Origin of the sequence: Ruegeria aquimaris (assembly GCF_025751555.1) — a bacterium.
In the GTDB taxonomy this organism is placed as follows: Bacteria; Pseudomonadota; Alphaproteobacteria; order Rhodobacterales; family Rhodobacteraceae; genus Ruegeria_B; species Ruegeria_B aquimaris.
Genome location: NZ_JAOWLB010000015.1, coordinates 36,322 through 50,372 on the forward strand (window position 1 = coordinate 36,322; position 14,051 = coordinate 50,372).

Genomic DNA, 14,051 nt, shown 5'->3' on the forward strand with positions numbered 1-14,051 from the left:
CAGGATGCCGATCAAGAACCGCCTTGCCGAAATGCATGCCGAAATCACCGAATGGCGGCGCGACATCCACAGGCACCCGGAGATCCTGTACGAAACCCACCGGACCTCTGCCATGGTGGCGGACAAGCTGCGGTCGTTTGGCTGTGACGAGGTGGTGACCGGCATCGGGCGTACCGGCGTTGTCGGTGTGATCCGGGGCAAGAGCGACACGGCGGGCCGCGTCGTGGGATTGCGCGCCGATATGGACGCACTGCCGATGCAGGAGCAGACGGGGCTCGATTATGCCTCGGACATTCCCGGCGCCATGCATGCCTGTGGCCATGACGGCCATACCGCGATGCTCTTGGGCGCGGCCAAGTATCTGGCCGAGACCAGGAACTTCGACGGCACGGCGATCGTGATCTTCCAGCCCGCAGAAGAGGGCGGCAATGGTGCCGAGGCGATGGTCAAGGACGGCATGATGGACCGGTTCGGGGTGCAGGAGGTCTATGCCATGCACAATCATCCGGGCCTGGCCGCCGGTCAGTTCAAGATCCGGCCCGGGCCGCTGCTGGCCGCCGCCGATACGTTCGAGATCCATCTCGAAGGGCACGGGGGCCATGCGGCCAAGCCACACGACACGGTCGATACCACGGTGATGTTGTCGCAGATGATCGTGGCGCTGCAAACGGTGGTGTCGCGCAATACCGACCCGATCCTGCAAGCGGTGCTGTCGGTGACCTCGGTCGAGACCTCGTCGAAGGCGTTCAACGTGATCCCGCAGGCGGCCACGCTGAGGGGGACTGTGCGCACCCATTCGGGGGAGATGCGCGATTTGATCGAACGGCGTCTTGGCGAGGTGGTTCAGGGGATTGCCGCCACCTTTGGCGGCAAGGCCGAGGTGAATTACGAGCGCGGCGTGCCGGTGACGGTGAATGCCGAGGAACAGACCCGCCATGCCGCAGAGGTGGCGGAACGGGTTTCGGGCGGCTGCGGCGAGGCCGCCATGGTGATGGGAGGCGAGGACTTCTCCTTCATGCTGGAGGCGCGCCCGGGGGCCTTCATCATGATCGGCAACGGGCCAAGCGCCGGGCTGCACCACCCGGAATACAACTTCAATGACGAGATCATACCAGCGGGCTGTTCCTGGTTCGCCGAGATGATCGAGCGCCGGATGCCGGCGGCATAGAGGAGGACAGGCGATGCCGGTCAAGAACAGGTTTGCCGAATTGCAGAATCAGATCGCCGAATGGCGGCGCGATATCCATGCGCATCCCGAGATAAGGTTCGAGGAACACCGCACCAGTGCGCTGGTGGCCGATCAGTTGCGCGCCTTTGGCTGTGATGCCGTGGAGACCGGGGTCGGACAGACCGGGGTTGTGGGTGTCATCCATGGCCGGGAAAACGGCTCGGGCCGGGTGATGGCCTTTCGCGCTGATATGGATGCGCTGCCGATCATAGAGGCGACCGGGCTGCCGCATGCCTCGACCCATGCGGGCAAGATGCATGCCTGCGGTCATGACGGCCATACCGCGATGCTGCTGGGGGCGGCGCAATACCTGGCCGAGACCCGCAATTTCGACGGTACCGTGGTGCTGCTGTTCCAGCCCGCCGAAGAGGGCGGCGGTGGCGCCAAGGCGATGCTGGCCGATGGGGTGATGGACCGCTACGGCGTGAACGAGGTCTATGGCCTGCACAACTGGCCGGGCCTGCCGGTGGGCCAGTTCGGCTTACGCGAAGGGCCGATGATGGGGGCCGTGGATTTCTTTGAAATCAAGGTTCAGGGCCGGGGTGGGCATGGGGCCATGCCGCATCTGACCGCCGATGCCACGCTGGCTGCCGCGCAGCTGACCGTGGCCCTGCAACAAGTGGTGGCGCGCAATGTCGATCCGATGAAACCGGCGGTCCTGTCGGTGTGTTCGCTGCGCACCGACAGCAACGCCCATAACGTGATCGCCGACAGCGCCATGATCAAGGGAACCGTGCGCTACCTGCACCCCGAAGTGCAGGCGCTGATCCGCGCCCGCATGACCGAGGTAACCCGTGCCACCGCAGAGGCACATGGCGCAACGGCCGAGCTGAACTATATGCAGCTGGTGCCGGTCACCAGCAACCCGGCCCCCGGTGCGGCCCATGCCGCCGAAGCGGCGCGGGCGGTGACCGGCCAGCCCCCGATCGACATCGACCCGGTGATGGGCGGCGAGGATTTCGCCGACATGCTGGCCGAGCGCCCTGGCGCCTTTATCTTTCTGGGCAATGGCGACAGCGCCGATCTGCACCATCCCGCCTATGAATTCAACGACGCGGCCATTCCCGCCGGGTGCAGCTGGTTCGCCACGCTGGCCGAGCAGCGAATGCCGCTTAACCCCTGATGTGACGCAAGAGGAAACATTATGCCCGTCAAGAATCGCTTTGCAGAATTGCAATCCGAGATCACCGAATGGCGCCGGGATATCCATGAAAACCCGGAAATCCTGTTCGAAACCCACCGGACAAGCGCGCTGGTAGCCGAAAAGCTGCAAGAGTTCGGCTGTGACGAGGTGGTGACCGGCATCGGCCGCACCGGCGTGGTCGGGGTGATCAAGGGCAAGAGCGACAGCAAGGGCAAGGTGATCGGGCTGCGCGCCGATATGGACGCGCTGCCGATCCATGAGCAGACCGGGCTCGAATATGCCTCGAAGACGCCGAATGCCATGCATGCCTGTGGCCATGACGGCCATACCGCTATGCTCTTGGGCGCGGCCAAGTATCTGGCCGAGACCCGCAATTTCGACGGTACCGTGGTGGTGATCTTTCAGCCCGCCGAAGAGGGCGGCGGCGGTGGCCGCGAGATGTGCGAGGATGGCATGATGGACCGCTGGAACATCCAGGAGGTCTACGGCATGCACAACTGGCCCGGCGCGCCCGTGGGCAGTTTCGCAATCCGTCCCGGCGCGTTTTTTGCCGCCACCGACCAGTTCGACATCACCTTCGAAGGGCGTGGCGGCCATGCGGCCAAGCCGCATGAGACGGTCGATACCACGGTGATGACCGCGCAGGCGGTGCTGGCGCTGCAAACCATCGCCAGCCGCAACGCCGACCCGATCGACCAGGTGGTAGTCTCGGTCACCTCGTTCGAAACCTCGTCCAAGGCGTTCAACGTGATCCCGCAGCGGGTGCAGATCAAGGGCACCGTGCGCACCATGTCCAAGGGGATGCGCGACCTGGCCGAAAAGCGCATTCACGAGATCTGTTCGGGCATCGCGGCCACCTTCGGTGGCTCTGCCGATATACGCTATATCCGGGGTTATCCGGTGATGGTGAACTCGGACGAGCAGACCGAGTTCGCCGCCAAGGTGGCGCGCGACGTCTCGGGGGGCTGCGAGGAGGCGGCACTGGTCATGGGGGGCGAGGATTTCGCCTATATGCTCGAAGAGCGCCCGGGGGCCTATATCCTGGTCGGCAATGGCGACACGGCGATGGTGCATCACCCCGAATACAACTTCAACGACGAGGCCATTCCGGCGGGATGCAGCTGGTGGGCCGGGATCGTCGAACAGCGGATGCCGGCGGCCTGAGGAAGAGGAGGAGGGGGCGTCTGCCCCCTCTTGGCCTTTGAGGCCAATTCACCCCTGAGAGTACTTGTGACCAGAAAGAAGCGGCAATCAACCCAGTGACCAGAGGTGCTGGTAGACCGCTTCGATTCCTGCGGCCTCGCGCGCGGCGCTGAAACTCTCGACCGCGATCTCACGGGCGGCAAGGGCGGCGGCACCGTGGACATCCTCGTCAACCAGCAGGGCGCGGGCGGCCTCGGCCCCCTGGGCCGCGTTTTCCAGCGGTACCACGCGCCCGGTGCGGCCCTGGGCCGAGAACTCGCGAAAGAAGCCGGTATCCGAGCCGACAAAGGGTACGCCCGAGGCCATCGCCTCGAGCGGGACCATGCCGTAACCCTCGTATCGCGGCAGTTGCACCACCAGCGACAGGGCGCGCATCAGGTTGGGCAGGCGGTCGGGCGCAACCTCGTCGATGAAACGGATGCGGTCGATCATGCCGGCGCGCTGCACCTTGTCCTTGAGGGTCAGGGCGAATTTCTGGTGTTCCTTGGTGGCGCGGCCCACCACCAGCGCCACCGCGCCCGGCATCTCGGGCAAAAGGTGCAGCATCGCCTCGACAAACAGGTCGGTGCCCTTTTCCGGGCGCACCCGCCCGATGGTGGCGATGCCGAAGTCGCCGCCATAGCCCTGCGCCGCCCAGGCGGCGGGGCGGTCGGGGGCGGGGGTGAAGCGGTCGGTATCGACGCCATGCGGCACCACCGCGCGCACATGCGGGACAAAGCTTGCAGCCGCGTCCGAGGTGGCCACCACCGCGTCCATGCGGCTGATCAGCCAGCGCGGAAAGGCCGAATGCCGCCGGATCGCGGCCGAGGTAAAGACGATGCGGATCGGCAGGCGCAGCACGTCACGCGCCCAGAGCGCGGTCTGCATCTCGGGGTTGCGGCGCACGTGCCAGATGGCAAAGGGCTTGCCCGACGGTGGCGTGCGTGAGAGCGCGCGGGCGGCGCGTGCGCTGATCGGTGTGGGGCAGCCGGGCAGGGCGTGGCCCACCAGCGCCAGATCGTGGGTCGTGACCTGCTGGCGGATCACATTTGCCGCCGTGGCCGAGACGCCGGTGAAGTTGCGGTTGAAATTGGTGACGAAGAGATCGGGCATCAATCCAGCTCCAGCCGGGTTGTCAGGGTGTCGATGACACCCTCCAGCGCGGTTTCCTGTGCGGCGACCAGCGCGCGGGCCTGGGTGCGGGCGGTGCCGAATGCCGCCTTGTCGTCCAGCCAGTGGCGGACGGCGCGGGCCAGGGGCGTGGCGCCCGTCACCTCGACGGCGCCGCCACTGGCGATCAGAGGCTGATAGGTTTCGGCAAAGTTGAAATAGCCCGGCCCGGTGATCACCGCCGCGCCCGCCTGGGCCGGTTCGAACGGGTTGTGGCCACCGATCTCGCGCAGCGAGCCGCCGAGGAAAACCAGCGGGCAAAGCGCGTACCAGGTGCCGGTCTCGCCCAGCGTGTCGGCCAGATATACCTGTGTCGTGGGGGTGATCCGCTCGCCGCTGCTGCGGCGGGCGGAGGTGAGCCCGGCACCTGTTATCAGTGCCGACACCTCGGTTCCCCGCTCGGGGTGTCTCGGGATCAGCAAGAGCAACAGGTCGGGATGGTCGGCCAGCAATTGGCGATGGGCTTCCAGCACCACCTCTTCCTCGCCCGGATGGGTGGAACTGGCGACCCAGACCGGGCGGGGGCCGATGGCGGCGCGCATCTCTGTCAGCAGGGGGGCATCGACCGGCAGCGGTCCGGCCATTGCCTTGAGGTTGGTGCCGGGCGTGACCCGCGCCGGGTCGGCGCCCATGGCAATCAGGTTGTCGGCGGTCTGCTGGTTCTGGGTCAGGAACAGGCGAAAGCGGTCCAGCAGAAAACGCGCGGTATCCGGGAAGCGTTGCCAGCCGCGTACCGATTTTTCCGACAGGCGGGCATTCAAGAGGGCAAGCGGCACGCCTGCTCGGGCACCTTCGACGATCATGCGCGGCCAAAGCTCGCTTTCGACGAACACCGCCGCGTCCGGGCGCCAGTGGCGATAGAAGCGCGCCACCGGGCCCGGCCCGTCGAGCGGCGCGAACTGGTGGCGGCAGCGCGGCGGCATCCGCCGCGCGATCAGATCGGCCGAGGTGGGCGTGCCCGAGGTGATCAGGAATTCGAGGTTTGGCATCCGCTCGCCCATGCGGGTGATCAGGCGCAGCACTGACAGGCTTTCACCCACACTGGCGGCATGGAACCACACAAGTCGCCCGGCGGGGCGCGGTTGGCTGGCATGGCCCAGCCGCTCGTGTTGCCTTTCCAGCGGCACATCGGCGCGGCTCAGCTTCTTGCGGACCGCGCGCCATGCAAACGGAACCAGCACCGAGGATGCCGCGCGATACAGGTGATAGAGCGGGGTCGGCGACAGGCCGGGGCCGGACATGCTCAGCCGCCCGTGTGGCTCATATGCCGCGACATCCTGCCATCGACCTGCTGGCGGGAATAGTCGAAATCATGGCCCTTGGGTTTCAGCCCGATGGCGGCGCGGATCGCCTGTTCCAGCGGTTCCTCGCTGCCCGGGTGATCGCGTAGCGGCTTGCGCAGGTCGGCCATATCCTCTTGCCCGAGGCACATGTAGAGCTCGCCGGTGCAGGTCAGCCGCACCCGGTTGCAGCTTTCGCAGAAATTATGGCTGAGCGGGGTGATGAAGCCGATCTTTTGCCCGGTCTCTTCCAGCCGCACATAGCGGGCGGGGCCGCCGCTGCGTTCGGCCAGATCGGTGACCTGATAGTGTTTCTCGTACTCGGCGCGCACGTCCTTGAGCGACCAGTACTGGTCCAGCCGGTTCTCGTTGCCGATATCGCCCATCGGCATGACCTCGATCCAGGTCAGGTCCATGTCGCGCTCGGCGCACCATTCGGTGATGCGCGGCAGTTCTTCCTCGTTGAAGCCCTTGAGCGCCACCGCGTTGATCTTGATCCTGAGGCCCGCGCGCTGGGCCGCGTCGATGCCGCGCAGCACTTGCGGCAGGCGGCCCCAGCGGGTGATATCGGCGAATTTCTGATCGTCCAGCGTATCAAGCGAGACATTCACCCGGCGCACGCCCGCGGCATAAAGCTGATCGGCAAAGCGCTCCAGCTGCGAACCATTGGTGGTCAGTGTCAGCTCTTTCAGCGCGCCGCTGTCCAGATGCCGGGTCATGCCGTTGAAAAAGGTCATGATATCGCGGCGCACCAGCGGCTCGCCACCGGTGATGCGCAGCTTCTCCACCCCCATGCGGACAAAGGTCGAGCACATGCGGTCCAGTTCTTCCAGCGTCAGCAGATCTTTCTTGGGCAGAAAGGTCATGTTTTCCGACATGCAATAGACGCAGCGGAAATCGCAGCGGTCCGTGACGGAGACACGCAGATAAGTGATGGCGCGCGCGAATGGGTCGATCAGTGGAGCTGTCATGGCCACATAGGTAAAGCGGCGCACCGCCTGCGGCAAGTGTCCTTATGGGTTAGGGCTGGCGAGTCACCTGTGCCAAGGACTAGGGTAGCGGTATGAGATACGTTCTGCTGATTTCCCTGATCCTTGTGGCCGGTTGCGACCGGGTCCGCTCGACCACCGACAAGCTGCTCAACCGGTCCGAACCGGTCGCACAGACCGAAGTACCGGCAACCGAGGCATCCGAAACCGAAGCGCCGGAAGAACCCGAGGCGGTCGCCGAGCCGGTTCAGGAGGCGGCCGATATTCAGCCCGGTTGGGTCGGCGCAAGGCAGACCATCGCGGGGTTGGGCGATCCCACGATTCCGGGGCGGTGGCTGGAGACATCTCTGGTCAGTCAGGAACGCAACGGGCGCGTGGTGGTGCGCAAGACTGGGGCGACGGCCCATGTCACGCTGATCCCGGTCGCGGGTGATCCGGGGGCGGGCAGCCGGTTGTCGCTGGAGGCGATGCGCGCGCTCCTGGCGCCGATCGACGAGTTGGTCGAACTCGACGTCTATTCCAACTGACCGTTCAGGTATTTGCCCGCTTCCTTGCGGGCAAAGGCTTTCATCGCCGGGCCATGTTCGGCGAGAAAGGCGCGCACCGCTTCGGGGTCATGTTTGGAATGGTCGCGCAGCCACCAGGCGACGACCTTTTGCATGAACCAGTCGCGGTCGGGCACATAGCTTGCCGCCCAGCCCAGGATGCGGTCGCGTGCGGCGGTATCGGCGGGTTTGGGATTGCTCATCTTGGCCCAGGGCAGGGTGGCCACCAGCGCCGCGCGCCGGGTCCAAATGTGATCCGACCGGGTCCAGTCTTCGACCTCGTCAAGGCGGGACGGGTCGGCCACCAGGCGTTTCTGCATCGCCATCGCGGCGTGATCTGCCACCGCCCATGCGTCGAAATCGGGCAGCCAGGAGGTGAGCAGTGCCCAGACCTCGGCATCCGGCCTGATCCGCGCCTGAGTCAGGAGTTTTGCCGCGGCCAGGCGGGCCTCGTGAATGTCGGTCTGCCAGAGCGCGTCGGCCAGGGCGACACGTTCCGGCACGTCGAGATCCTGCCGCCAGGCTTTGGTCAGGTCGTTCAGCACGGGGTTCGAGACCCCCAGATACCGGCGCGGAACCTTGTGATAGGCGGCCATTTCGGTGGCACGCTCCGGGTCGGCATGGGCGCCGATCTGGTCCAGATAGTGTGCGAGCATCAGGGTGTCCTTTGGTGCCGGTCTCAGACCGGTACGCCGGTGGGTTTGCCGTCGATGGTCGTCTGGTTCTTTTCGACCCAATAGGCGCGGATGTCGTCATCCGATTTGGCATCGACCCATTTCTGCATCGTGTCGCGCTCGGATCTATACTCCATGAACGGTACGGCATAGCCGCAGGAGGTCTGCACCAGATCGACCGAGACATCGAAGACCTGGCGCGCGCTGCGGTGGGCGGGGAAGAGCGGGGCAAGGCTGTCCCAGCCCGGATCGCCGACATGCAGGGTGCGTGCGGTTCCATAGCAGCGCAGGATCAAGGGCCGTGTGGTGAAGGAACACCACATCAGGGTCATCCGGTTGTTTTCCAGCAGATGCCCGGCGGTTTCATTCCCGCTGCCGGTGATGTTCATCCAGACGATGCGATTGGGGCCGAGCACCCGCAGCGAATCCATCCCCTTGGGCGAGATGTTGACGCGCCCCTCGGGACCGGCCGAACCGGTAAAGAACATGTGCTGCTCTTCGATGAACTTGCGGTGTGTATCGTCTATCTGCGGAAACTGCTTGGCCATGGGATCACTCCACCGTCACCGATTTTGCCAGGTTGCGGGGCTGGTCCACGTCGGTCCCCTTGGCCACGGCGGTGTGATAGGCCAGCAATTGCGCCGGAACCGCGTAGAGGATCGGTGCCAGCAACGACGGCGCCTCGGGCAGGATGAGGGTGGCGGCGGTGCCCTCCTGTGCCAGCCGGGCGCCTTCGGGGTCGGTGACAAGGATCACCTGACCGTGGCGGGCCATCACCTCTTGCATGTTCGACACCGTCTTTTCGAACAGGCCGTCATGCGGCGCAAAGACCACGACCGGGACGTTACGGTCGATCAGGGCGATGGGGCCGTGTTTCAATTCGCCCGAGGCGTAGCCTTCGGCGTGAATGTAGCTGAGTTCCTTGAGTTTCAGCGCGCCTTCGAGCGCGAGCGGATAGAGCGCGCCGCGCCCGAGGAACAGCACGTCCTGTGCCTCGGCCAGACGGTCGCCCAGGCGTTCGATCCTTGCCTCGTTTGTCAGGACCTGGTTCATCAGGCCGGGCAGGCGGCGCATGTCGTCCAGCGCCTGCGCCAGACCAGCGGCGTCCAGATGCCCGCGCTGCGACGCGGCTTTCAGGGCCATCAGCGCCAACAGCAACAGCTGGTTGGTAAAGGCCTTGGTCGAGGCGACGGACACTTCGACACCTGCCAGGATCGGCAGCGCCAGGTCAGCTTCGCGGGCAATCGAGGATGTCGGCACGTTCACCAGCGACCAGACCCTGTCGGCCTTGTCCCGGCAATAGCGCAGCGCCGCCAGCGTGTCGGCGGTTTCGCCCGACTGGCTGACGAACAGCGATGCGGTGCCGCCGGGGATCGGCGGTTCGCGATAGCGGAACTCTGACGCGACATCGACCTCGACCGGCAGGCGGGCGATCTGTTCGAACCAGTATTTTGCCACCAGACAGGCGTAATAGGCGGTGCCACAGGCCACCATGGTGATCCGCTCTATCCCGGTGAAATCCAGCCCGTCCGGCAGGTTCAACGCGCCGCTCCGGGTATAGTGGCGCAGGGCATCGGCCAGCACCACCGGCTGTTCGGCGATTTCCTTGGCCATGAAGTGCTTGTAGCCCGCCTTGTCGATGCGCACCGAATCCTGTCGGATCGGGGTCACCTCGCGGTTGGCGCGGCGCCCTTCGGCATCGAAGATCTCGACCCCGGCGCGGGTCACCACCGCCCAGTCACCCTCTTCGAGATAGGTGATGCGATCGGTCAGCGGCGCCAGCGCGATGGCGTCGGAGCCCACGAACATCTCGCCGTTTCCGTGGCCGATGGCCAGGGGGGAGCCTTTGCGCGCGGCGATCATAAGATCCTCCTCGCCATCGAAGAGGAAGAGCAGTGCAAAGGCACCTTCGAGGTGCTTGAGCGTGGCCTCGGTCGCGTCGCGCGGTGTCATGCCCTCGTTCAGATAGGCGCGGGTCAGCATCGCGATGGTTTCGGTGTCGGTGTCGGTTTCCGGGGTCAGCCCGCGTTCGGCCAGTTCGGCGCGCAACTCGCGATAGTTCTCGATGATCCCGTTATGGACCACCGAAACGGCCCCGGCGCGGTGCGGGTGGGCGTTGTTCACCGTGGGCGCGCCATGGGTGGCCCAGCGGGTGTGGCCGATGCCGGATTTGCCGGCAAGCGGTTCGTGCACCAGAAGGTCGCTGAGGTTGACCAGCTTGCCCACGGCCCGGCGGCGATCCAGCACGCCGTTGTTGACCGTGGCGATGCCCGCGCTGTCATAGCCGCGGTATTCGAGCCTTTTGAGGGCTTCGACCAGGATTGGGGCAACCTCGTGGTCGCCCAGAACGCCGACTATGCCGCACATGCTCAGGTTTCCTTTTGCTTTCGGGCCTTCTTGGCGCGCAACATCTGGAACAGCTTGCGCGCATAGCCCGGCTTGTTTTCCTGCGCGGCGCGTCCAACCGCCAGCGCGTCGGGGTCCACATCGCGGGTGACAACCGTTCCGGTTGCCGTCATGGACCCGTCGCCCAGAGAGACCGGCGCCACCAGCATCGTGTTCGACCCGACAAAGACATTGGCGCCAATGGTCGTGCGGTGTTTCATCACGCCGTCATAGTTGCAGGTGATGGTTCCCGCCCCGATATTGGTCTCGGCGCCGACGCTGGCATCGCCGATATAGGATAGGTGGTTGACCTTGGCGCCCTCGCCGATCTCGGCGTTCTTGATCTCGACAAAATTGCCGATGCGGGTGTTCTCGGCCAGCTCCGTGCCCGGGCGCAGCCTTGCATAGGGGCCGACCACCGATCCCTGGCTGACATGGCAGCCTTCGAGATGCGAGAAGGCGCGGATGGTCGCGCCGCTTTCCACGGTGACACCGGGGCCGAAGACCACGTTCGGCTCGATCACCGTATCGCGCCCGATCACGGTATCGGCAGCCAGATAGACCGTCTCGGGTGCCATCAGGGTGACGCCCAGATCGAGCAGCTCGGCCCGGGCGCGGGTCTGGAACACGGCATCGGCCGCGGCCAGATCGGCCCGCGAATTCACGCCCAGTGTCTCGCTTTCGTCGCAGGAGACGGCAGTGACCTTGAGACCGCGTTTGCGGGCAATCTCGACGACATCGGTCAGATAGTATTCACCGGCGGCATTTGCGTTACCCACGTCGGCGATCAGGGAAAAGAGGGTTTCGGCCTTGCAGGCCAGAAGGCCCGAATTGCAAAAGGAAATTGCGCGTTCGGTGTCATTGGCATCCTTGAACTCGACGATCTTCTCAAGGCTGTCGCCCTGCATCACCAGGCGGCCGTAGCGCGCCGGATCGGCGGCGTGGAACCCGAGGATGACAAGGTCGTACTTGGCGCGGGCCTCGACCATCCGCTCCAGCGTGGCCGGTTGCAGAAACGGCGTATCGGCATAGAGAACCACTGCATCGCCGGGAAAGCCCTGCAAGGCCTGCCGGGCCTGATCGACCGCATGGGCGGTGCCCAGCTGTTCCTCTTGCAGAACGACAGTGGCGGTTTCGTCTTCGTCCAGCGCCGCCGCCCGCACGGCATCTGCGCCGTGCCCCGCGACCACCACCGTGCGTTCGGGCGCCAGCGCAGCCCCGGTCCGCATGGCATGGACCAGCATCGGGACCTGCGCGATTGGATGCAGAACCTTGGGAATGTCCGAGTTCATCCGTGTGCCCTTGCCTGCGGCCAGGATGATCAATGCGGTGCTCATATGGCGTTTTCTCTTTTGTTTTGCTGCCGCCCGTTTTATCCGCTGGAAACAAAGGCGCAAGCGTTAGCGCGATCAAACTAGATTGCGGCTTGCAACAGGCCAAGGCGGAAAGCCGCCGAAGGAGGCAGCATGCGAACGGTGATTTTCGATCTTGATGGGACATTGGCGGATACGTCCGGCGATCTGTTGGCGGCGGCAAATCACTGTTTTCGAGAGATGGGCTATGGCGATGTCCTGGTGCCCGGACAAGATGCGGGCATCGCCTTGCGGGGCGGGCGCATGATGCTGCGGCGCGGGCTGGAGCGGGTGGGGGCCTATGAGGATGCCACCGTCGACCGCTACTATCCCGTCCTGCTGGAGGCTTATCGAGGGGCGATCGACCAACACACCTTTGTCTATCCCGGTGCGATGGATGCGGTAGAGGCGTTGCGGACGCAAGGCTATGGCGTGGGGATCTGCACCAACAAGCCCGAGGCCCTGGCCGAATTGCTGTTGCAGCGCCTGGGGGTGCGGGGGGCGTTTGCGTCGATGATCGGGGCCGATACGCTGCCGGTACGCAAGCCCGACCCCGAGCCGTTGCGCGCGGCGGCGCGGGCGGCGGGGGGCGATCCGGCGGCCTGTGTGCTGGTGGGCGACAGCGATACCGACCGCAATACGGCGCGGGCGGCAGGGGTGCCTTCGATCCTGGTTACGTTCGGCCCCTCGGGCGCCGACATGGCCGCGCTGGAACCCGAGGCGCTGCTGGATCGTTTCGAAGACCTGCCAGGGATCGTGAATCACCTGATCGGATGAGGTTGGGTTTCGATTTTCAAAATCGGCAAGCGACCTCTTGACCGGCGGGCGGACCGACCTCAGAAACATCGTCATGACAGAGACATTCTCGGGTAGTTTCACCCAGCAGGAACCCATTCCGGACGAGGCGATAGAGGCGGCACTGGCCGTGCTGCGCCATGGTCGGCTGCATCGCTATAACCTTGCCAAGGGCGAGCTGGGCGAAACGGCCCTGCTGGAACAGGAATTCGCAGCACAGACCGGCGCGCGCTATTGCCTGGCGGTGGCCTCAGGCGGCTATGCGCTGGCCACCGCGCTGCGCGCTGTGGGGGTGGGGCCCGGCGATGCGGTGCTGACCAATGCCTTTACGCTTGCGCCGGTCCCTGGCGCGATCGCCTCGGTGGGCGCGCGGCCCGTATTTGTGGGCGTGACCGAAAGCCTGACCATCGACCTCGACGATCTGGCCGCCAAGGCGGGCGCGGCGCGGGTGCTGATGCTGAGCCATATGCGCGGGCATCTGTGCGACATGGACCGGCTGATGCAGATCTGCGACGATGCCGGGATCACCGTGATCGAGGATTGCGCCCATACGATGGGCGCGGCGTGGAACGGCGTGCCCTCGGGGCGGCAGGGCGCTGTGGGCTGCTACTCTTGCCAGACCTACAAGCACGTGAACTCGGGCGAGGGGGGGCTGCTGGTCACCGATGACGAGGAGATCGCGGCGCGGGCGGTAATGCTGTCGGGCTCTTACATGCTCTATGAACGTCACCTGGCGGCGCCGGGGCCTGAGGTGTTCGAGCGGATCAAGTATCACACCCCCAATATCTCGGGCCGGATGGACAATCTGCGCGCCGCGATCCTGCGGCCGCAGCTGCGCGCGCTAGACACACAGGTGACGCGCTGGAACGAACGCTATCAGCGGATCGAGGCGGGCTTGCGCGGCACGCCGGGCCTCACCGTGATCGAACGGCCCGAGGCCGAGACCTATGTCGGCTCATCCATCCAGTTCCTGCTACTCGACTGGGCGGCGGACAAGGTGCAGGAGGCGCTGCGCCGCTGTGCGGCGCGCGGGGTCGAGCTGAAATGGTTCGGCACGCCTGAACCCGTTGGATTTACCTCGCGCTATGACAGCTGGCGCTATGCCGAGAGCGCGCCGATGCCTGCCAGCGACCGGGTGCTGGCCGGGATCATCGATATGCGGGTGCCGCTGACCTTCAGCCTCGAGGATTGCGATCTGATCGCGCGCATCATCCGGGCCGAGGTGGGGGCGGTCCACCAGTCCTGACATCGTGAAACGCCGCGAGGCCGCAAAGGCGCCGTTCCGCAAGGGGCGGCGCCTTTGCGAC

13 protein-coding genes are annotated in these 14,051 nt (G+C 65.4%); 6 read left to right on the top strand and 7 right to left on the bottom strand.

Annotated elements, in window-relative coordinates:
• Positions 1–4 precede the first annotated feature (4 nt).
• Genes OE747_RS17655 through OE747_RS17665 form a run of 3 tightly spaced genes read left to right on the top strand, consistent with a single transcriptional unit; the run spans position 5 to position 3,536 of the window.
• Positions 5–1,168 (top strand): M20 aminoacylase family protein, encoded by a 1,164-nt coding sequence (locus OE747_RS17655; RefSeq protein ID WP_263829870.1) that lies wholly within the window; start codon positions 5–7, stop codon positions 1,166–1,168.
• 13 nt (positions 1,169–1,181) lie between these two features.
• On the top strand, positions 1,182–2,351 hold the full coding sequence (locus OE747_RS17660; protein WP_263829871.1) for an amidohydrolase: 1,170 nt from the start codon (positions 1,182–1,184) through the stop codon (positions 2,349–2,351).
• A gap of 21 nt (positions 2,352–2,372) precedes the next feature.
• Positions 2,373–3,536: a M20 aminoacylase family protein gene (locus tag OE747_RS17665; protein WP_263829872.1), complete on the top strand. Its 1,164-nt coding sequence runs from the start codon at positions 2,373–2,375 to the stop codon at positions 3,534–3,536.
• An 87-nt stretch (positions 3,537–3,623) separates the two neighbouring features.
• Here OE747_RS17665 and OE747_RS17670 read toward each other — a convergent pair whose 3' ends face one another.
• Genes OE747_RS17670 through moaA form a run of 3 tightly spaced genes read right to left on the bottom strand, consistent with a single transcriptional unit; the run spans position 3,624 to position 6,975 of the window.
• On the bottom strand, positions 3,624–4,667 hold the full coding sequence (locus tag OE747_RS17670) for a glycosyltransferase family 4 protein (protein ID WP_263829873.1): 1,044 nt from the start codon (positions 4,665–4,667) through the stop codon (positions 3,624–3,626).
• Positions 4,667–5,965: a 3-deoxy-D-manno-octulosonic acid transferase gene (locus OE747_RS17675; RefSeq protein ID WP_263829874.1), complete on the bottom strand. Its 1,299-nt coding sequence runs from the start codon at positions 5,963–5,965 to the stop codon at positions 4,667–4,669. Before OE747_RS17675 ends, OE747_RS17670 begins: the two co-directional genes overlap by 1 nt.
• A 2-nt stretch (positions 5,966–5,967) precedes the next feature.
• Positions 5,968–6,975, bottom strand: coding sequence for a GTP 3',8-cyclase MoaA (gene moaA, locus OE747_RS17680; protein ID WP_263829875.1), 1,008 nt, complete (start codon positions 6,973–6,975; stop codon positions 5,968–5,970).
• A gap of 92 nt (positions 6,976–7,067) precedes the next feature.
• Here moaA and OE747_RS17685 point away from each other — a divergent pair, with 92 nt between their 5' ends.
• A complete protein-coding gene (locus tag OE747_RS17685; protein WP_263829876.1) occupies positions 7,068–7,520 on the top strand; it encodes a hypothetical protein in 453 nt (150 codons plus the stop codon).
• Here OE747_RS17685 and OE747_RS17690 read toward each other — a convergent pair.
• Genes OE747_RS17690 through glmU form a run of 4 tightly spaced genes read right to left on the bottom strand, consistent with a single transcriptional unit; the run spans position 7,508 to position 11,934 of the window.
• On the bottom strand, positions 7,508–8,194 hold the full coding sequence (locus OE747_RS17690; protein ID WP_263829877.1) for a DNA alkylation repair protein: 687 nt from the start codon (positions 8,192–8,194) through the stop codon (positions 7,508–7,510). The genes OE747_RS17685 and OE747_RS17690 overlap by 13 nt on opposite strands.
• Before the next feature lie 23 nt (positions 8,195–8,217).
• Positions 8,218–8,760 carry a pyridoxamine 5'-phosphate oxidase family protein gene (locus OE747_RS17695; RefSeq protein WP_263829878.1) on the bottom strand — a complete coding sequence of 181 codons (543 nt, stop codon included), beginning with the start codon at positions 8,758–8,760 and terminating at the stop codon, positions 8,218–8,220.
• 4 nt (positions 8,761–8,764) lie between these two features.
• Complete coding sequence (gene glmS / locus OE747_RS17700) at positions 8,765–10,579, bottom strand: glutamine--fructose-6-phosphate transaminase (isomerizing) (protein ID WP_263829879.1); 1,815 nt, start codon at positions 10,577–10,579, stop codon at positions 8,765–8,767.
• Between the two features lie 2 nt (positions 10,580–10,581).
• Entirely contained in the window at positions 10,582–11,934 is a 1,353-nt protein-coding gene (glmU, locus tag OE747_RS17705) for a bifunctional UDP-N-acetylglucosamine diphosphorylase/glucosamine-1-phosphate N-acetyltransferase GlmU (protein WP_263829880.1), read from the bottom strand.
• A gap of 129 nt (positions 11,935–12,063) precedes the next feature.
• Here glmU and OE747_RS17710 point away from each other — a divergent pair, with 129 nt between their 5' ends.
• Together OE747_RS17710 and OE747_RS17715 are read left to right on the top strand one after the other, a co-directional pair.
• Entirely contained in the window at positions 12,064–12,726 is a 663-nt protein-coding gene (locus OE747_RS17710) for an HAD-IA family hydrolase (protein WP_263829881.1), read from the top strand.
• Between the two features lie 73 nt (positions 12,727–12,799).
• On the top strand, positions 12,800–13,990 hold the full coding sequence (locus OE747_RS17715) for a DegT/DnrJ/EryC1/StrS family aminotransferase (RefSeq protein ID WP_263829882.1): 1,191 nt from the start codon (positions 12,800–12,802) through the stop codon (positions 13,988–13,990).
• Positions 13,991–14,051: the final 61 nt, after the last annotated feature.